At 40.8% G+C, this 19,444-nt stretch carries 15 protein-coding genes and 1 tRNA gene; 10 read left to right on the forward strand and 6 right to left on the reverse strand.

Annotated elements, in window-relative coordinates; all coding sequences use genetic code 11:
• The first annotated feature begins 148 nt into the window (after window positions 1–148).
• The 3 genes from ACYH0O_RS20315 to ACYH0O_RS20325 all read left to right on the forward strand — a co-directional run bounded on the left by ACYH0O_RS20315 (window position 149) and on the right by ACYH0O_RS20325 (window position 4,425).
• Window positions 149–2,146, forward strand: coding sequence for a DUF2817 domain-containing protein (locus ACYH0O_RS20315; RefSeq protein WP_482630092.1), 1,998 nt, complete (start codon window positions 149–151; stop codon window positions 2,144–2,146).
• 108 nt (window positions 2,147–2,254) lie between these two features.
• Window positions 2,255–3,298 carry a YheC/YheD family endospore coat-associated protein gene (locus ACYH0O_RS20320; protein WP_482630093.1) on the forward strand — a complete coding sequence of 348 codons (1,044 nt, stop codon included), beginning with the start codon at window positions 2,255–2,257 and terminating at the stop codon, window positions 3,296–3,298.
• Window positions 3,299–3,318: 20 nt separating this feature from the next.
• Window positions 3,319–4,425 carry a UDP-N-acetylmuramoyl-tripeptide--D-alanyl-D-alanine ligase gene (locus ACYH0O_RS20325; RefSeq protein WP_482630094.1) on the forward strand — a complete coding sequence of 369 codons (1,107 nt, stop codon included), beginning with the start codon at window positions 3,319–3,321 and terminating at the stop codon, window positions 4,423–4,425.
• Between the two features lie 162 nt (window positions 4,426–4,587).
• On the opposite strand, the gene ACYH0O_RS20330 is transcribed toward ACYH0O_RS20325, so the two are convergent.
• Complete coding sequence (locus ACYH0O_RS20330) at window positions 4,588–5,838, reverse strand: ATP-grasp domain-containing protein (protein ID WP_482630095.1); 1,251 nt, start codon at window positions 5,836–5,838, stop codon at window positions 4,588–4,590.
• 404 nt (window positions 5,839–6,242) lie between these two features.
• Between ACYH0O_RS20330 and ACYH0O_RS20335 the strand changes: the two genes are divergently transcribed.
• Window positions 6,243–7,445, forward strand: coding sequence for an ATP-grasp domain-containing protein (locus ACYH0O_RS20335; RefSeq protein WP_482630096.1), 1,203 nt, complete (start codon window positions 6,243–6,245; stop codon window positions 7,443–7,445).
• 81 nt (window positions 7,446–7,526) lie between these two features.
• The gene (locus ACYH0O_RS20340; protein ID WP_482630097.1) at window positions 7,527–8,015 is read left to right on the forward strand and encodes a CotY/CotZ family spore coat protein; all 489 of its coding nucleotides are present in this window, start codon (window positions 7,527–7,529) and stop codon (window positions 8,013–8,015) included.
• Window positions 8,016–8,084: 69 nt separating this feature from the next.
• Here ACYH0O_RS20340 and ACYH0O_RS20345 read toward each other — a convergent pair whose 3' ends face one another.
• A complete protein-coding gene (locus ACYH0O_RS20345; RefSeq protein ID WP_482632626.1) occupies window positions 8,085–8,906 on the reverse strand; it encodes a Cof-type HAD-IIB family hydrolase in 822 nt (273 codons plus the stop codon).
• A gap of 275 nt (window positions 8,907–9,181) precedes the next feature.
• Here ACYH0O_RS20345 and ACYH0O_RS20350 point away from each other — a divergent pair, with 275 nt between their 5' ends.
• Together ACYH0O_RS20350 and ACYH0O_RS20355 are read left to right on the forward strand one after the other, a co-directional pair.
• Entirely contained in the window at window positions 9,182–9,415 is a 234-nt protein-coding gene (locus ACYH0O_RS20350; RefSeq protein ID WP_482630098.1) for a YczI family protein, read from the forward strand.
• A 53-nt stretch (window positions 9,416–9,468) separates the two neighbouring features.
• Window positions 9,469–10,212: an SIS domain-containing protein gene (locus ACYH0O_RS20355; RefSeq protein ID WP_482630099.1), complete on the forward strand. Its 744-nt coding sequence runs from the start codon at window positions 9,469–9,471 to the stop codon at window positions 10,210–10,212.
• Between the two features lie 43 nt (window positions 10,213–10,255).
• On the opposite strand, the gene ACYH0O_RS20360 is transcribed toward ACYH0O_RS20355, so the two are convergent.
• A complete protein-coding gene (locus tag ACYH0O_RS20360) occupies window positions 10,256–10,981 on the reverse strand; it encodes a GntR family transcriptional regulator (protein ID WP_482630100.1) in 726 nt (241 codons plus the stop codon).
• Window positions 10,982–11,121: 140 nt separating this feature from the next.
• Window positions 11,122–12,501: an N-acetylglucosamine-specific PTS transporter subunit IIBC gene (gene nagE / locus ACYH0O_RS20365; RefSeq protein ID WP_482630101.1), complete on the reverse strand. Its 1,380-nt coding sequence runs from the start codon at window positions 12,499–12,501 to the stop codon at window positions 11,122–11,124.
• Window positions 12,502–12,731: 230 nt separating this feature from the next.
• Between nagE and nagA the strand changes: the two genes are divergently transcribed.
• From nagA to ACYH0O_RS20380, 3 genes are all read left to right on the forward strand, one after another.
• Window positions 12,732–13,940 carry an N-acetylglucosamine-6-phosphate deacetylase gene (nagA, locus tag ACYH0O_RS20370; RefSeq protein ID WP_482630102.1) on the forward strand — a complete coding sequence of 403 codons (1,209 nt, stop codon included), beginning with the start codon at window positions 12,732–12,734 and terminating at the stop codon, window positions 13,938–13,940.
• Window positions 13,927–14,676, forward strand: a complete 750-nt coding sequence (gene nagB, locus ACYH0O_RS20375; protein ID WP_482630103.1) for a glucosamine-6-phosphate deaminase — start codon at window positions 13,927–13,929, stop codon at window positions 14,674–14,676. Before nagA ends, nagB begins: the two co-directional genes overlap by 14 nt.
• Before the next feature lie 163 nt (window positions 14,677–14,839).
• Window positions 14,840–14,912: transfer RNA gene (locus ACYH0O_RS20380), tRNA-Ala, on the forward strand.
• A gap of 223 nt (window positions 14,913–15,135) precedes the next feature.
• Here ACYH0O_RS20380 and ACYH0O_RS20385 read toward each other — a convergent pair.
• Window positions 15,136–15,966 carry a sugar phosphate isomerase/epimerase family protein gene (locus tag ACYH0O_RS20385; RefSeq protein ID WP_482630104.1) on the reverse strand — a complete coding sequence of 277 codons (831 nt, stop codon included), beginning with the start codon at window positions 15,964–15,966 and terminating at the stop codon, window positions 15,136–15,138.
• Between the two features lie 117 nt (window positions 15,967–16,083).
• Complete coding sequence (locus ACYH0O_RS20390) at window positions 16,084–19,434, reverse strand: GH36-type glycosyl hydrolase domain-containing protein (RefSeq protein ID WP_482630105.1); 3,351 nt, start codon at window positions 19,432–19,434, stop codon at window positions 16,084–16,086.
• Window positions 19,435–19,444 lie beyond the last annotated feature (10 nt).

A 19,444-nucleotide genomic window follows, 5' to 3' on the forward strand; every position in this document is an offset into this window, starting at 1 on the left:
GTTGTCAAGAAATCGACTGAGTAGAAGAGCGGGGGAGGTTTGCCAAGTCATCCGGCAGTGAAAATGCATCATTTTGTCCTAAAGGGACACTTGTCCATAGCAGAATACCATTCTCCTGAATTAACTATAGAAAGGAGGCTATGACTACATGGGAAGTACTATACTTTCTTATAGAAAACTAGAAGCATTAATAGAGAAGAAAACGAAACAATGTCCATTCCTTTCCCTCTCCTCAATCGGCAAGTCCATTGAAGGGCGGGACATTTGGTGTGTTACGATTCAAAAGCCTGCCGATTCCGGAACAAAGATAGTCCAAACAAGGAGAAACTCTTTAGGGGGACGCAAGAAAACACCAATCGTTATTACCGCTTCCATTCATGGACATGAAGCCACCGGATCGACAGCATTACTGCGTTTTTTGAATAAGATTCAAAAAGATGGCGATAGCACGAAATGGCTGGATGATTTGATTATATTTTGTGTCATTTGCTGTAATCCCGATGGATATGTGCATAAGACACGCTATAATGCAGAGGGCTTTGATATAAACAGGGATTTCATTACACAATCACAGCCTGAAACAGAGAGCGTCGTCAATCTCATTGTGAAAGAAAAGCCTGCCGTCGTTTTGGACTTACATGGGTATGTATGGAAAAAATCCACTCACATTGGATTGATCGAACCCTGTACCCCACCTCACAACCCGGCTTATGAATATGATTTATATCTGAAAGGGGCACTGCCTCTAGCTCAGTGCATGGAAGCCTTTCTAATTGAAGAAAAGGAAAGGTTTTCTTCAAAGAGGTTTAAATCGATAAAAGGGACGTACATTCCTTACCGTGATGGAAAAGGGGGATGGGATGACTATAGTCCATATGGCTGTTCGATGTATTCCATGCTGCATGGTGCCCTCGGGATTACCATTGAATCACCGAGCCGTTCAGAGGATGGGATCACCTGGCTTCTTTTAGCAATTTCAGCTGCTCTTACCCATATTTCAAAGCACAAAGAGGAACTAAACAAAAATCAAGCTGCCTTTTTCCAGCGTGGAATCAAGAATGTTCATCCCACTCACCCACATGACTATTTTCCAAAATACTACGTACTCACAGAAAAGAACGAACGCCATTCAGAGTTCAGTAAACTTACGCGACATCTCCAGAAGAATGGAATAAAGCTATACTCCTCTACGAAAGATTTCACGTATGAAGGACATTCATTTCCAGCTGGCTCCACCATTGTTCCAATGAATCAAGCACGGGCGAATATAGCTTACTGTTTCCTCACAAAAGGGGAAGATCTCTCGTCAGGATCTGAAAGAATATCCGAACTTTGTGCCTGGAGTCTTCCATTAAGCTGGGGAGTCAACTGTCAGCCTGTATTTGAAAAAGTAGATGCAGGTATGAAGTCTTTCAAATCTATGGAGAAAGACTCTAAACCCGAAGAAGCAGGTGCATCTGTTTCTGTAGGCATTCTCATAGATGACGGCCTTTTTCACAAAAAGGCCCATTCAGGGCTGAAGCTTGCCCTGCAGCAAATGAATATCCCGTTTCAGGAATTTAGGGCAAAGGATTTAGCTTCAGAAAAAGCATTATCCTCTGTGAATGTTCTTGTTTACAACGGGTATGAGCACTTATTTTATCCTCCATTAGAAATAAGAAGTGTTTACCGTGATTTCGTACTCGATTCCCCTGCTCAACAGGAAGCCTGCCGTAATCATCTACATGCCTTTGTACAAAAGGGTGGAAAAGTGATCGGAATAGGAGCTGGTGCTTCTAAGGCGTTGACCTCTATTCTTGAGCTGAGTGAATCTGAGGTTCATTCAGGCGGCTGGAATAAAAATGCATTATTGCAGATCCACTATGAGAACCACCCCATAACCAAAGGATATCACGCTGAAGATACCGGTTTTGTATACCGGCCAGCTTGGTTTACGAATACCGGCAATATGAAAGTAGTCGCAAGATTCAAGAATGACCCTGATTCGTTACTTGCAGGCTACTGGCCTGACTATCATCAAGCACAAGGAAAGGCTGCCATCATCGCAAGCCTTTCGGGAAATGTCATTCTCTTTGGGATGGAGATATGCTTCAGGGGACACACAAGGTATCTCTATAAACTTTTATGTAATGCCATCTATTCATGAGTTGAATGGTGTAAAAAAGGCGAAATTCCGCATCACAAGTGTCGTTCCCTAAACAGGACGACCATCATTTACTAGTAAGGAAGAAAATACTTTAAGGAGGTTAGTCAATTGATTCGAATTGGAATGCTGCACCACCGAAAGCATCCTGATAGTGTAATTAAATCATACGCTTATGCAGCTGTTGCCAAGGCAGAAGGAACGCAGATGGTCTATTTTTCTCCAGGTGGAGTAAATTTAATAACGAAAACCATTTCCGGATTTGAATATAAAGACGGAGAGTGGGTGGAAGGAACCTTTCCGTTTCCTGATGTTATCTATAACACAGGAAGCCCTGAAAAGCTTGCTAAATCCAATGACGTTATTCAGAAGCTGAAGAAGACTATTCCATTTACCACTCATTCGATCGGCAATAAAATGGCGGTATATAAACGACTGAAGGAAGCTGGAGAGTTCACACAATATTTGATTCCCTCTGAGGTCGTAAGAGGGACGAATCACTTTTTTTCTTTTTTGGAAGCCTATCGGAAGATTGTCTTTAAACCTGTAAACGGCCGTAAAGGTATCTCTATCATTTATATTGAACGTGTCGGAAATGATTTTAGATTGTTACTAAACACGGACGATCATCTTTATTCCTATGATGAATTAAAGGCATTTGTTTCAGATAATATTCAAGAAGAGGAATTTCTCGTCCAGCCTTATATCAATTGCCGGACAAAAGATGGAAGCGTATTTGACTTTCGGCTTCACGTTCAAAAAGACGGTGATGGGAAATGGGTCATTACCTCTATCTATCCGAGAATCGGCGCACCGGGAACGATTGTCTCAAACATTAACAACGGTGGTTCGATGAATTATCTGGTTCCTTTTTTGAAACAGGAATTTGGAGATCATGATTACTTTAATATTAAGCGCTATTTAGAAAACTTTTCTTTGATACTTGCCCGGCATTTGGACGAATTGCAAATGGAAAGGTATTCAGAAAGTATTGATGAGCTTGGAATTGATGTTGCTTTGGATGACCTGGGAAAAATATGGATCTATGAAGTGAACTGGAGACCAGGATGTCCCCCGACCTTTTATCTTGAGATGGATGTTGTCAAAAACACCATACATTACTGCATCTACTTAGCCAAGAAAAAATCCGAGTAAATAATGAAAGGAGGATTACTATGGATAAAGATTTCTCCGTTGAAAGACCGATCATTGCTGTAACCGGAAGCTCAGGTAAAACAACAACCAAATCATTCATCGCGTCTATTCTCAGAACCCGCTGGATTATCTTCGAATCCAGTGATTATTGGAACCGGACTGATCATACTGAAAAGCACCAGGATGAAATCAACTTCATTCATCGGGCTATTGTACTTGAATATGGAATGGCGTTTCCCGGCGTAATCAAAAAGCATTGCAAGATAATCCAGCCTAACATAGGAGCAATCACCAATATCGGTACTGCCCATATCGGTAACTTCAATGGCGATATCAGAGGAATAGCTGCAGCTAAATCGGAGCTCATTAAGGGAATGGATCGTGATGGTCACTTATTCTTGAATGGAGATGACAAGAATTCAAAGCTTCTTCATACTAAGGGTTTCTCAGGAGTACTGAAAAAGGTCAGCATTCATTCCCCTTCTGATTATCAGGCAAAGAATCTGCGGTACAGCGTGGAAGGTATCAGCTTTGACCTAAAGCTTTCTGGTAAATCACATACCTTTTCCATTCCATACCATGGAGAATTTTATGTTTACAATGCCCTTCTTGCCATCGCCATTGCGGACCTTCTCGGCTTTAAGCCTGAAGAAATTAAACAAGGTATGAATGAAGTTAAAAAGCCAAAGCACAGGCTTGATGTTATGCAGCTGAAAAACAATATCACGCTGATTGACGATACAGTCCATGCTTTTCCTGATGCCATGAAAGGCGCACTCGACGTACTTACGCAATTGGAGGGTGAAAAGAAAGTGGCAGTTCTGGGTAGTATGGCAGGCTTTGGAGACAAACATGAAGCCGTTCACAAAGAAATAGGAAGATACGTAGCTGAGAAAAAAATTGATTACCTCTTTACCTATGGCAACCTTTCCAAAAACATTGGAGCTGGCGCCAGGGAAGCTGGTATGAACAAGCAGCGAATCTTTCACTTTAACCGACATTATATGAATGAATTAAATGCGAAACTAGAAAAAATCATCCAACCAAACTGGACGATTCTGATTAAAGGAGCCAGCGGCCTGGAGATGGTGGATACGGTGGAATATTGCAAGAAGAATTTTGGTTAACAGCCTCCAGATTGAACACCATCACAAGAGAAAAAAATTGATATGAAAATGAAACGCCTTGCTTAAAGCCGTAAAAGCTTAAACAAGGCGTTTTAATTATTAGGTAAACATTTTTTGACTTATACGTAATAAAGGGAGGAAAATGTACACCCTCCCTTTTTCTTATTTAATGATCGTTGTAATCTTTTCCTTTGGAGACTCTTCAATCCAAAATTGAATTTCCGCAGCTGCCTTCTTCGCGTTCGCCTCGGCTTCTATTGCTGTATTTCCAATAGCGGTTACATACGCATATCGGTGTCCCATTGACAATGGTGGTGTAATCACTGATCCTTTACGGGGCTTGACGTAAACCTCTACTACGCCCTGGGACGCAAGTGCCTTGTTTTTTCCTGTGACTTTCTTAAGCGTCCCTTTTTTCTCCACCGTCACGTATTGCATGTACACATTCTTTTGAAACTTAGGCTTTAAATCCGGATCTTTTCCCAGTGCCATTTTTAACATTTCTTCGACCAAATTGATTCCATAGGCTGCTTTAATCATATTGTTCATTCCGGCACCTGAAATACGTGCATTTATTTCAATCAACTTCCACTGATTTCCTTTGCGGCGAAGCTCCAAATGACAAGGACCGGTCTCCAGTCCATGCTTAGCAACTATAACTTTTATCGCTTTCATCAGACCGTTAGAAAAGTTTATCCCTGGATTCAGTAATAATTTATACCCCATCACGATAAAGCGACGATTGTATTGAATATCCTGTTTGATGACTGCCATAATATGAACCTTTCCTTTGTGAACCACCACTTCCACCAGATATTGAGGTTCAGGGAGGTATTCTTCTATTAATATCGGCTGATTTTCATAGAGGTTAATCAACGTATTATATCGCTTCCGATACTCTAATAGATTTCCAACCTTATATACATCTTTTGAGCCGGTAGATTGGGGGGATTTCATGACCAGAGGGAACTTATTCTTGATTTTCGGTTCTAATGCCTCACTTTCCTTCTTTGTTGTAACTGTCCAATATGCTGGAGTAATTAATGAGTTCTTCAGCAGTTCCCGTGTTTGAATTTTATTTTGAATATTTTTCATTCCTTCAGTTGAAAAATGATTAATATTAAATTGATCGGCAAGAGTACATGCTGTGTAGCTATGCGGATCGACATAGCTCACAATAGCCGAAATTTCTATCCCTTTCAAAATCAGTGCTTTTACTTCCTTTTGCAGCACATTCATATCACTGAGATCACATAATTTCATCAAATGAACATCGGGAAATTCCTCCCTCTTCGCCACAAAATTAGGTCTTTCAGTAAACAGGACGGTATAAAATCCAAGTCTGTCTGCCGTCTTAATTGCTTCCCTACTTGAACCTGACTTAGTGGTTTCTATAAAAATGATAGACTTCATTCAAGGTACGCTCCTTCATTTATCATATTCTCTTTCAAAGCTCAGGATGGGTACGAGCATTGCATTACTGTACAGTTTATTCTGTTGATACTTGGGGGGTGTAGGCTGATTCAATGATGATCCCCCTAAATATTTTATGTATGTGAATAGTTTCTTCCCTCCTATTCACCATATCCTGACAAGGGCGGATCAAGCGGTTTCCATTATTGACAGAAGTCTAGTAAATGCCCTTCCAATCATCAGTGGCTAACATAACAAAGACAACCGGCGAAAAACACTCACTGTGTAATCTTTGTTCGAGGTTAGTCCAATTATCTGTTTTCACCTTTAATTGCCCATACTTATCCTAAAACAGCTCATATACTGAGTAGAGACTAAACACATAAAGGAGCTGCTTTTCCCCCATGAATGAACACATCATCTATATAGGTACAAACCAATCAGGCTCCTCACGGGACGGAATTGAAGCAGGGAAAAAAATGGGCTATTCTACTATTCTATTTACTAATCGCAGGAAGTTTATAAGAGAAAGAGAACTCTTTCAGGATGTCGACGAAATGTACGAAGTAGATTTAAGACATGAAGAAGCAATCAGGAGAGAAATATCTTCACTTCAGCAGGATGGAAAGAAAATAGCGTGCATCATCAGTTTTCTCGATTCTTACGTTTATGTAGCAGCCCGGCTTTCTAATGAATTCTGTAGAACCGAAATTTCCTTGGAACCGATTCGTGATTGTATGGATAAAACAGTGCTCCGCAAGAAACTGGCCGGAAAAGATTATTCTTCTGATTTCATGAAAATGGATCCTCCCTTTTCTAAAGAGAGTGTTAAGACCTTTTCCTATCCTGTTGTATTAAAATCACCCGTTTCTAACGGGTCAAAAGATGTCCTCCTTATTCGTAATGAGGATGAGCTGAAAGCAGGCATAAAAAAATTAAAGCGGAAAAAACCTCTAAGTCTTCTTGTAGAAGAATTCTTAGAGGGACCTCAATACTTAATCGAAGTGGTCATCAAAGAACGCAAGCCCGTGATCACAGTGGTCGTCAAACAGCAAATCGACTATCATAAACGATTCATTGTCACCGGGTATAGTGTTTCACCCGTTTACCATTATCCGGTACTAGTCAGAAAGGTCGGAGAGATTGTCAATGACCTGGGATTTGTGAACGGAAGCTGTCATTTAGAAATGCGGCTTGTAAAGAATAGATGGAAACTCATTGAAGTCAATCCCCGAATCTCCGGGGGAGCAATGAACAAAATGGTTGAAGAAGCATATGGACTGAGCATAGTGGAAGAAACATTAAGGGTATACCTTAAAAAGTCTCACCACAGCGAACGCAAATGGGAAAAACATATCTACACCTACTACATTACTGTCAACAAGACTGGCAGACTGTTAAAAGTGATTGGCAAAGACAGGGCAGAAGAACAAGAAGGCATCATTGAAGTTTATATAAAACCGAAAAAAGGAAAAACACTTCACACTCCAACTTCCATGGGGCATCGCTACGGGTATGTTATGGCGAGTGGGGAATCCGTGCAGGAATCAGAGAGGCGTGCAAAAAATGCCGCTAAAGACATTCAATTTTATTTAGAATCAATTTAATCCGTTATATATGCACTACACCACTTTTACAGACAAAAATACAATAATGGTAAGAGACAGGTGAAAGGAGGATTTGAGGCGATGATTTGTCATCACAATAGCTGTATATGCGAAACACTGAATGAATTATTACTGGAACAATTCCAATTGGCCACTCAAAAATTTAAGTTCATTTGTCAATACGACAAGGTAGACACCATTCCTTTTATTATATATACAAAGGAAGATAACGAGCCGTTTCGTGCACACTTACATTCTAACTGCACCATATTCTTTAAGCTCATCGATATCGATGATGGCTGTGCCACACTGCGGTTACTGGCCGGACTGGATATAGACGGATACATTACCGACGAGGTCGATGAATTATTTGCCCTATATCAAACCGACAAATGTATCAGCATCGACTGCAACTGTTTTCTCGGAATTCAGCCCCTTCCTCCGAAACTCGTTAACCGGAAGCTTCCGGATATCGATGGGGGATGCCCTAAAGAAAGCGGTTCAAGTAGGGAGCGGGGAATGGTTCCAGAGTATGGTTCGGAGTTTGATCGGGAGTGCGATCATAAGTAGGGGTTGGGGGTGAATCTGATTTTTGGGTTTGGCTCTTTTTTGGGGTGACCCTGAGCCACCCCTGGATCCTTAAACGCGGGATAATCTGTTCAATACAAACTCCTCAACTACTTCTGCTACGCCATCTTCCATATTAGAGGTTGTTACAAAATCAGCTTTCTCTCTAATATCTCCCGGAGCATTTCCCATTGCGACGCCAAGGCCGGCGAATTCAATCATGGCAAGGTCGTTATAGCTGTCTCCGATGGCGATGACCTCTTCCGCTTTAATACCCATTGGCTTGATCAGGTAGTCCAGGCTTGCCCCTTTCGTCACGCCAAGCTGCGTAAATTCCAGGAAGAATGGTTTGGAGCGCATCACACTCAGTTCACGATCCAGTTCGGTTTGAAGTTTTTTCTCGACCTCTACCAATCGATCGGCTTCTTTTAACATGAGTGCCTTTACAACAGGCTCCTTAATCGCTTCTTTAAAGTTGGGAACGACCTTTACAGGCAGCCCAGTCAGTTCACCTTCAATAGAAGCAAATTCACTTGATTCTTCTACAACAATCGCATCATCAGCATATGTCAGAATGCCAACGCCTTCCCGTTTACTCAAATCGTATAAGCGATGAACGGTTTCAGCTGATAATGTTCGACTGTATTTCTCTTCGTTTGTCTTGCAATCTATTATTTTCGATCCATTGAAAGAAAGAATATAGCTTCCGTACTGGTCCAGCTTCAGTTCTTTTGCAACCCATCTCATTCCATACGTTGGGCGGCCGGATGCAAGAACAACCTTCACTCCCGCTTCCTGTGCTTGAAGCAAAGCATCTTTTGTACGCCCCGAAATCGTTTGGTCATCTCGTAATAAAGTATCATCTAAATCTAATACAATCATTTTATAATTCATCATGAAAAATCCTTTCAGGAATTCTGATTTTTATTATCTTACTATAACATCTATCGACACTTTTGAAAAAAGAAATAGACCTCCTCAAGTTTACATGGTTTAGATCCCGTTTTCTAATGATCAAACCGAGCTCCGAAACGTACATATCTTGTTCTTCCACACGCTTGTTCACAGGCTTTTATTTGCAACTTCTCATCTCTTGTCATTCAAAACCATTAATAATCATGGAAATAAATGTTACCATAGTCTTATCTTCCGAGTCAGGGGTGAATTTCATGCTGTTTAAGGTAAGAATCCTTTTTTCCACAATCGCTATCACTTTTGCCCTATACGGGTTGTTAAGTGAGGATTCACCCGAGTTCATTACGACGATTATGTTTCTTTCTTTAGGAGCCATGATGCTTGTGATGGGACTTTCAGAGTTTCAGGCAAAAAGAAAAGCTTCTGCCTTTTTAACATTTATTGCAGCAGCCTTCATCACGTTTGTCAGTATTTACTCCCTTTTCTAAGACGTTCACAAGAAATATGATATGCTGAAAGAAAAAATGAAAGCGGGAAGAAAATGATTTCTACATATTTTGAAAAAATCCAGGAAAAGTTACATGTTGTTCATACCGAAGAAGCTGAAAAAATGGCAAAGCTTGCTCAAAAGATATCTTCTTCCATCCAACAAGATGGCATCATTCAGCTCTTTGGATGCGGTCACTCTCACATCCTTGGAGAAGAGGTATTCTACAGAGCAGGTGGACTGGTTCCGATCAATCCGATTTTGATTGAGCCTCTCATGCTCCATGAAGGAGCCGTACGATCTTCTCAGTTAGAAAGAGCGAAAGGGTTTGCGGGTGAGTTTATGAATGCCCAAGATATTCAGCCCCATGATGTGGTGATCGTCCTCTCCACTTCTGGAAAAAATCCCGTTCCCATCGAAGTAGCTCTTCACGCGAAAAAATGTGGCGCTTATGTTGTGTCCATCAGTTCCTTTGATTATGTAGAGAAGGAAACGTCCCGACATCCCAGTGGAAAATTTCTGAGTGAAGTAGTGGATCATGCCATAGATAATCACTCCGTTGTAGGTGATGCAGTACTGACTGATCCAAGAGTGTCTGTTCCGTTCTCTCCATCTTCAACTGTCATCGGCGCGGCAATATTGAACAGCGTCATGGCAGGTGCCATTGAAAACATGGTGAAAGACGGATTTGAACCGCCTATCTTCATCAGCGGAAATGTGGACGGCGCAGATGATCATAACGAACGGTTAATCGAAAAATATCGTAAGCGTATTCCTCTGTTAACAAAAGGATTATAAAAAAGAGTAGGAGCCCATAATAAAATGGGGTTCCTACTCTTTTTCAAAGTCTGTCCAAGTTGATTTTGAATTTATATTTATCAGCTCGATAAATCGATCGTACTAACTCAAAAGGGGTACCGTCTTCTAAGAATGAATCACGCTGGATGAGCAACACCGGCTCCCCGCTCTTCACCTTTAGATGCTTCATATCCTCTTCCGTCACAATTGCCGCTTCCACTGATTGCGTGGCATGACTGATGTGAAGGTTCAACTCGCTTTCAATATAGTGATACAGTGATTTTGCCAATATTTCCTGATTCAATCCTGGCAGCAGCTTCACCGGAATATAACTTGTTTCCAGTGCCATCGGTTCATCATTCGCAAGACGGATTCGTTTCATTGTATACACAAGTTCATCTTCTTCTAACGAAAGAAGCTCCTGAATATCCTCAATGGCCGGGGAAACTTCGAAATGCAGTAACTTATTCCCGGGCTCGAGTCCCCGACTCTTCATATCTTCACTGAAGCTTGTTAACCCTTGGAGGCTTTGCTCGATTTTGCGATGAGAGACGAATGTCCCACGCCCTTTTTCTCTATATAACACATTTTTATTCACAAGATTGGTAATCGCCTGCCTCACGGTCATTCTGCTGATTTTGAACGATTCAGCCAGCTCCCGCTCAGACGGAAGGGCATCACCTGGCTTTAGCTCTTCAGACTGTATTAGATGTTTTAGGTGCTCTTCTAACTGATAATACAAAGGAAGAGGAGAATTTTTATTTACCACGAACGCTTCTCCTTTCGAAATAACGATTTATCTTTTATTTTAGTATATACACCCTGTTTATAACAGACAATTATCCGAGATCTATATGAAAGTGGCAGACAGATTTTGCCAAATGCGACAAACCCGTCTGCTCTCTCCGTTTATTTTAACTTTTTCAATTCATCGGCAACAAATTCCACATCTGTCCCGACAATGACTTGAAGGTTTTTATTGTTTACCTTCATCACACCTTTAGCCCCGTGTGCTTTTAACGCTTTTTCATCTACAAGTGTGACGTCATTGATTTGTAATCGTAATCGTGTGGCACAGTTATCGATGACTGCCAGGTTTTCTTTCCCGCCAAGATCCTTCAGGAAATGTTCAGCCATTATTTCATATTTACTATTTCCGCCTGATTTCTCATCTACTACTACATCTTCATCATCTTCACGACCTGGAGTTTTCAAATTAAACCTCTTGATCAAGAAGGTGAATATGAGGAAATAGATGATTCCATAAAGAATGCCTACCCCTAATAACAGCCAAGGTTTTTGGCCGATGTTGAAATTTAAGATGTAATCAAAGGCGCCTGCTGAGAAGCCGAAACCGTGATGGATGCCAAGTACATACGTGATGACCATAGAACTTGCTGTTAATACAGCATGAATTCCATAAAGAACAGGAGATAAGAACATGAAACTGAATTCAATCGGCTCAGTGATCCCTGTTAAGAATGAAGTGACAGCTAACCCGATTAACATCCCCGATACATTGGCACGTAAATGTTTTTTCGCGGTCACGATCATCGCAAGACACGCTGCAGGCAGACCAAACATCATGATAGGGAAGAAGCCTGTCTGGAACGTTCCCGCTGTCGGATCTTTTGCGAAGAAACGTGGAATATCTCCCTTCACAATTTCTCCTGCTGCATCTTTAAATGTCCCAAATTCGAACCATACAAGTGTATTCAACACGTGATGCAGACCGACTGGAATCAAGAGACGATTCAGTAGGCCGAACACACCGACTCCTGTTGCTCCGGCACCTATGATCCATTCACCAATGGAGTTGATCCCGCTCTGGATCGGCGGCCAGACGATTCCAAATATGCCTGCGAGTGCAACCATGGACGCAGCGGTTACGATTGGAACGAAACGTCTGCCCCCGAAGAATCCCAGCCAGGCCGGAAGTTTAATATCATTAAAACGGTTATATAATAAACCTGCCACGACTCCGGAGATGATCCCCCCGAAAATCGCCATATTGGAATCCGGATCAAGGGCTTTTAACCCGCCAGTTAATACCAAATAACCAATGGCACCGGCTAATCCGGCAGTACCATTTCCATCTTTCGAAAATCCGATTGCCACCCCGATGGCAAAGATTAATGCTAAATTTTTAAATATGGCATCTCCTGCTTCGGACATGAACGCGATTCCTAATAGATCATCCTGACCTAAGCGCAGCAATAATGCAGCTGCAGGAAGCACCGCGATTGGAAGCATGAGTGATTTACCGATTCGTTGTAAGAATCCTAACATATCATTCTCTCCTTTTGTTTCAATTGAAAGCGTTTAACCTGTACATATCATATCATCATAAAGGAATAGATGTCTATACCAATTTTATGAATATACATTGAGATTTGTTGAGTTTATAGTGTTGAATACAATTTATATTAAAAAATAAACTGTTCAAACACAAACTGGTATAGACATCTATACTATCTGGTGTTATGGTAGAAGTGTAAAGTACTCAAGGAGTGATTTCAGTGACCTCAAGTATAGAGAAACTACTTATCCTAGATGGAAACATCTATGCAGAAGATACAGTTTATGAAAAAGGGTTTATCAAAATAGAGAATGGAAAGATCACCGAAATGGGTGACCGTTCCCAGTTAACCGATTCAGAAGAGTACAAAGTGATTTCACTTCCCCATGGATATAGTGTTGTCCCAGGAATGATAGATATTCATATCCATGGAGTAAATGGAGCCGACACAATGGATGCCACCCGGGAAGCTCTTGATACGATGACCGGGACACTTCCAAAAGAAGGAACCACGAGCTTCCTTGCGACAACCATGACGGAAGCATCCGGTGCAATCGAAAAAGCCTTGAAGGCAACGGCAGACTATATGTCAAACCATCAAAGAGGCGGTCAGGCAGAAATACTCGGCCTTCATTTAGAAGGACCATTCATTAACCCGGATAAGGCAGGAGCACAGCCTTTGAATCGTATTCAAAAGCCAAATGTCGAAGTGTTTAAAAACTGGCATGCTCTTTCAGGAGAGAATATTAAGTTAGTGACCCTTGCCCCTGAACTTGATGATGAATACGAACTGATCCGTTACTTAAAAGAGAACGGGATTGTCGCTTCAGTCGGTCATTCCAGTGCAACCTATGATCAGGTCGGGAAAGCCATCGATGCAGGCCTGTCCCATGTTACCCACCTGTTCAATCAAATGTCGGGACTTCACCATCGGGAGCCTGGGATTGTCGGCGCATCATTCCTTCGAAAGGAATTAATGGTGGAATTGATTTCAGACGGCATCCACGTTCGTCCGGAAGTGGTCCAATTAGCATTCGATCAAATTACAGACGAGCGATTAATCCTCATCACTGATTCCATGAGAGCAAAATGCTTAAAGAATGGCCAGTATGATCTTGGCGGCCAGATGGTGACGGTTAAGGACGGGAAAGCTTTATTGGATGAAGACACTTTAGCAGGAAGCGTATTGAAGATGAGAGACGCCTTTACAAATATCCAGGAATTCACTACGGGAGATATAAGAAGTGCAATCAAAATGACCGCTGAAAACCCTGCAAAACAATTAAATGTTTTTGATCGAAAGGGCAGCCTTGCTCCCCGGAAAGATGCAGATATCGTCATATTAGACGAAAACAAAGATGTATACACAACGATATGTAAAGGGAAAATAGCATATATTCGAGAGGATGATACTCATGAAACTAATTGAAGTGAAAGACTACCAGGAAATGAGTCAAGTCGCTGCAGACTATCTATTATCCAAGGTGAAAAAATTCGATAAGCTGACCCTTGGATTAGCTACAGGCGGAACACCACAAGGGCTTTATGAGGCATTGATAAATGACCATAAACAGAACATGACGTCCTATCAACATGTTTCCTCGTTTAACCTGGACGAATACATCGGATTGTCAGATAAGCACCCTAACAGCTACTATCATTACATGAATGACCACCTATTTAAACATATTGATATTAATTCAGAAAACACCCATATTCCTTCAGGAAAAGCAGTCGACCTCGAAAAGGAATGTGAGGCATATGATGAAAAGATCCGTTTACATGGCGGAATCGATCTTCAAATACTGGGAATTGGCAGCAACGGACATATCGGATTTAATGAACCAGGTACTTCTTTTGATTCCAACACCCACATTGTCGAGCTTGCTCAATCTACGCGTGAGGCTAATGCCCGTTATTTTGACTCAATTGATGAAGTACCTGCCCAAGCCATCACGATGGGGATTTCTTCGATTATGAAGAGCAAAGAAATCCTTCTTCTGGTTTCAGGAGAAGCTAAACAAGTGGCCATGAAAAAGTTAGTTGAAGGAGAAATCTCTGAGAACTTCCCCGCTTCTATTTTGAATCGCCACGAACACGTCACGGTGATTGCTGATCAAGAAGCGTTGGCAATGGTGAAAGGGTTAGAGTTGTTGAATAGATGAAAGGATGAAGATGTGGAGTGATCAGATTTTGTCCACATCCGAAAGGCGTCGAACCATTTGTTCGACGCCTTTTCAAGTCATTTCACATTCCAGTACAAAAAATAGTAAAAAAATGATTGACGAATGCCTGGTACTTTTTTATAATTAATCATGACCGATTCACGGGGCATTAGCTCAGCTGGGAGAGCGTTTGGCTGGCAGCCAAAAGGTCAGCGGTTCGATCCCGCTATGCTCCATACCACAATGTTTTTATTTATAAAGACCACCATTCAAAAAAGAATGGTGGTCTTTTATTGTTGTTTCAGCTGATAAAAAATGGATTTTCAAGGTTTAATTTACAAAATTTACAATAACTTACAAACCTTTTAAGCGTTTTTACGAAGTGATGAATTGAGCTTACACAGGATTTAAAATCTTCCAAAATCAACGTTCCTCTTATAAAACTAGATTAAATGTTCCTTATTTCCACTCAGCCCCAATAGTATGCAATAACTCCTTTAAGCTTTTTGATGCAACTTTAAATAATTCAGGACCGCTGAACCCCGAGAATGTCCCTTCAGCAGCTAGATGTGGTTCAAGTGACATAAATCCAGAGTATCCACTTTCGTATAATGCTTTATACATATCTTCTAGTTGTCCATCTCCTTTTCCAGCGGGAACCACCATACCGTTGGAAAATAGAGCATCTTTCACATGAACATACTTGATATATTTTTTTAGTAAAGGATAGGCTTCAGTAAAAGGTTTTACTCCACATTGAACAAAATTGGCAGGATCGAAAGCTGCACGGAAATTAGGTGATTGACAAGTAGTAAATAAATCTAAACACCGTTCTGCGTCACTTCCATATATCCCCTTTTCATTCTCATGAAGGAGGATCACCCCTTCTTCCTCTGCCCTTTTTACAAATATTCCCATCCTTCTCATCACTTCGTCCCTATAGATGTTAGGGTCTTCTGCTTCCGGGATAAAAAAAGAAAAAATTCGAATAAAACGTGTATTAAAATAATGGGCTGTATGTATGATTCGCTCGAACTCTTTAAGATGTTTTTCAAAATCGTCGTGAATCCCGATCTTTCCTATTGGTGACCCGATGGCTGATACTTTGATCCCTCTGCTACGCAGTTCTCCTTTCACTTGAAGTAACTCTTGATCATTTAGATGAACGACATTTTTCCCCCATAGACTCCTCAGCTCCAGAAAATGAATATTTTCAGATTCGAGGACGCTCAATTGTAAGTCCATTTCGGGTGAAATTTCATCAGCAAAACCTGTTAATTTCACAATCATCTTTTTATCTCCTTAAATTAGCAGAAAGGGAGCGATCACCAATTTGACGACCGCTCTTTTCATTCTGACTATCATTATAATTTCTTCTCTTCGAAACAGAAACTGTGCTATTTAAAATTAGAGATATACTTCGATTGAATTCAGTTCTGAGCTTAATTTACTTTCAACTTCTGCTTTAGAAATGCATATTCCACCTTGACGATATCGATTCTTGATTGTTTCTGTAGCTTTTAGTTCTTCACCATTGATAACCACACGGCGACCGGTATCCTTGCAAAGATGATACACGATTGAAACAGACTTTCCGTAAATCGTATAATCAAATGTCAGTCCGTTAAAATCTTCAGGCAAAACAGGATCTATCACTAAATCGTCTGCTGTTGGACGAATACCCAAACAATTTGAAATCAGCTGATTCATATAAATACCAGGCCCGCTAGAATAAATACGCCATCCGCCTTTTACTGGTACTGAACCATCTTTTAACTTATTAAATTGTTCCTGTGCCTCATAACGTGTGTTAAATTTTCCGTCAGAGCTGCTGAAGTATGCATTACTTTGGCGTCTTTCCGCATTCGGCACAACATCCTGAATACGAATCGGATTAATTTTTGATAATCCGCTCCATACTTCGTCTACTTTCCCAAGCTTAGCCATCGCTTCCACAAAACGAATATGTGCATGGACATACTGCAATCCAATCTCCCGTCCAAAGTTCGATGAAGTCTCAGCCCGTTGAAAGTGGGTACTGATACCACCCTTATAGTTGGCTGGCCGATTCATTAAACGAACGCCATCCGGGCAATATAAGGTTTCTTTTATCAATTCATAATGTGCCTCAGCCTGTTCCCTGGTAAACAGCTCACTAATGATACTCCGCTGCATTGGCAGCAATCGATAATGAATCCCTGTTTTTTCATCTGTCGGATGAAGCATCAATTCGGTTGTATCAGGATTCTCCATATATACAAAGCCTGGAATCACGCCGGATTTCAACATATATTGATTAAAATCAGCTTCAATTCCAGATGCTAATTGTGCAAGTTCAAATGCTTCCTTTCCATCTACTTCTTCTAGGACAACAGATAAATTACGGATAGCCTGATAGGTTAAAGCAACCGTCCAACTACTGACCATATACTGCTTCAATTTTGCATTCGCCGGCTGCAGGGTATCATCCCAATCTCCATCTCCGTAAGATGATAAATGTGTGTCATGTAGGAAATGTTCTTTAATATAGTTGATTTCCCTTTTTGCATGGTCATAAATCGTTTCCGCGTCATCCGTAAGTTTAAAGCCATTTCCACGCTTAGTGTAAGGCACTTTCTCTTGTAAAATTTCGTAGTCCCTCGTAACAGCTAAATAATCACCTAATACCTTTAACGGCCAAACGATGATGTCACCATGGCTCTCACCTGCTTGGATATGAGAATACTTATCAAACATAAACCATTGCGGCCAATTCCCATCATCCTCGAATTGATGTGTATAAACGGTTTTTATAATATCCTTAACAGTTTCATATTTTTGCGTAGCCATGAAGTATTCCATAGGACCTTGGCAAACATCCCGTGTCCCCCATGCCGCTCCACTATATTGTTCCAGACCGTGCGGAACAGAAAAATGTACAAGCATATTGTGGGTATACCACCAGGCAAGAGCGTTTACTTTGTCTAATTTTTCTACGGTTTCGCCTCGTTGTGATAAGTGAAAGCCATTCATTAGTTGACGGAAATAATCACGATAACGCTCAATTTCTATGGAGACATCCCGCTTCGTAAACGGGTACTCTTCACCATGCAGAAGACCTTGCATCTTCATTTCCCACACCGCTGTAGAATTTAATTCGAACACAACGACAGATGCAGAATGAGGCTCTGCGTTTGAGATAAGCTTACTTTCATTATCTAAAGTAAATTCAGTCCCTTCAACACGGATCCGATATTTCAGGTCGGGATAAATAACTGCAGAATTCGATTCAGCATCTGCGGTGAAAGTTACTGTTTGGCCATCCCTTTCATAATGAAATGGTACTTCGAGTTCATTACCATTCATGGATACTTGATTCGTTACGAGATACCGGTATGCATTCCCGCTTTCAGTTCTGACCTGCAGATGTATTTCCGGTGTATCGACCATGGAGAAATTTGTAATGATGAATGTTTCATCGCTGGTTTTATAATACCAGCGAGTATAGTTAAACCCCATTTCAAAAAGAGAAGGCATCGTCAATAAATGGTACACACCGCCTATTTCCACATAAATGCGCTGCCCGGATGTTTTCATTACGTTTAAGGCATTCCGTGCATTCGTTAAAAGCTTATTGAATGAAGTATTTCCCACGACAAGCTGAGAATTAAAGATTCCATACATGAATGAAGTGGATGAAAGTACATTTTCTTTTATTTTGTCATTTTGCCCAGTCATGAGTATATGGCCGTGCGGTCGTTCGACAAGTCGCTCTTTTTCCTTTAAAACGACGTGCTCATATGTGTCTGTAAAGAATGAAAGTAAGGTATCTCCATCCCATTCTTCTTGGTGACGATCAGGGTATAAATTCGAAATGTCTTCCATTGTCATAGAATCAGTAACCAAAGGTGTTCCGAATTTAGGTGTTCTACTAACTTTTTCAAGAGGCTGGGCGGAATATTCTCCGTGATTATTTACTTCTTCCCAGGCAACAGCTATATCTTCGCCATACTCTAAAGAGGTTACTGAATCAGGATGATTTTCTTTAAATAAACCATAGAAAACAAATTTTGTTTGTCCTGCTAATGTTATCCGCTCTGATTGTAGTGCTGTATAAGCAAACTCGTATTGGTAAACTTCATTTGGAAGAGAGTCTTTATACAATACCTCAGGTTGATTTGTTTCTTTATAAGTCAAACCGAAGAACTGGAAACCATCTGTAGAATAACCTACTGCTTTTGTTAATGACCCTTGTTGTAAGTATGGAAAACCTCCTGGCTGCTTCTGATTTTGACGGGAACATACAACATATCCCTTTGTTTCATCCTCAAAAACTTTGTGATCGATATATTGAGAAACATATGCTTCATTATTTCTGACAGCACCTTTACTAGCCATCCCTAAATCTTGTCCATAAACCACATCTACTTCAACGTCATGACCGTCAACAGTAATATCCCAAAACCAGATACCTTGTTCAGTCAAGTGGAAAATGACTTGATAGTTAACCTCATCAATGTTTCCTTTCCATGTCACATGAGAACCGGAAAACTCCACTTCACTTTTTGACTGTACACCCAGTAATGGAAAAACTTTAATCCCATCTGAACGAAAGATTCGCAAATATAAATTATTTAGGGATCCATCAACAGGATTGGACATCCATTGATTAATCATAATGTGTTGATGAGTCGATTGAAGAATATCGCCGCTGTTTAAAAAAGAAAAAAGTATGTCACCTGCTTTTACTTCAAATGTTAAGTCCTTTGTCAAAGTCATCTTATTCCCC

This window comes from Rossellomorea sp. H136, from assembly GCF_056838065.1.

Bases quoted from the DNA above. Each gene is read 5' to 3' on its own strand.
- ACYH0O_RS20315 (WP_482630092.1), top strand. From the start codon at position 149: ATGGGAAGTACTATACTTTCTTATAGAAAACTAGAAGCATTAATAGAG.
- ACYH0O_RS20325 (WP_482630094.1), top strand. From the start codon at position 3,319: ATGGATAAAGATTTCTCCGTTGAAAGACCGATCATTGCTGTAACCGGA.
- ACYH0O_RS20330 (WP_482630095.1), bottom strand. From the start codon at position 5,838: ATGAAGTCTATCATTTTTATAGAAACCACTAAGTCAGGTTCAAGTAGG.
- ACYH0O_RS20335 (WP_482630096.1), top strand. From the start codon at position 6,243: ATGAATGAACACATCATCTATATAGGTACAAACCAATCAGGCTCCTCA.
- ACYH0O_RS20340 (WP_482630097.1), top strand. From the start codon at position 7,527: ATGATTTGTCATCACAATAGCTGTATATGCGAAACACTGAATGAATTA.
- ACYH0O_RS20345 (WP_482632626.1), bottom strand. From the start codon at position 8,906: ATGAATTATAAAATGATTGTATTAGATTTAGATGATACTTTATTACGA.
- ACYH0O_RS20350 (WP_482630098.1), top strand. From the start codon at position 9,182: ATGCTGTTTAAGGTAAGAATCCTTTTTTCCACAATCGCTATCACTTTT.
- ACYH0O_RS20355 (WP_482630099.1), top strand. From the start codon at position 9,469: ATGATTTCTACATATTTTGAAAAAATCCAGGAAAAGTTACATGTTGTT.
- nagE (WP_482630101.1), bottom strand. From the start codon at position 12,501: ATGTTAGGATTCTTACAACGAATCGGTAAATCACTCATGCTTCCAATC.
- nagB (WP_482630103.1), top strand. From the start codon at position 13,927: ATGAAACTAATTGAAGTGAAAGACTACCAGGAAATGAGTCAAGTCGCT.
- ACYH0O_RS20385 (WP_482630104.1), bottom strand. From the start codon at position 15,966: ATGATTGTGAAATTAACAGGTTTTGCTGATGAAATTTCACCCGAAATG.
- ACYH0O_RS20390 (WP_482630105.1), bottom strand. From the start codon at position 19,434: ATGACTTTGACAAAGGACTTAACATTTGAAGTAAAAGCAGGTGACATA.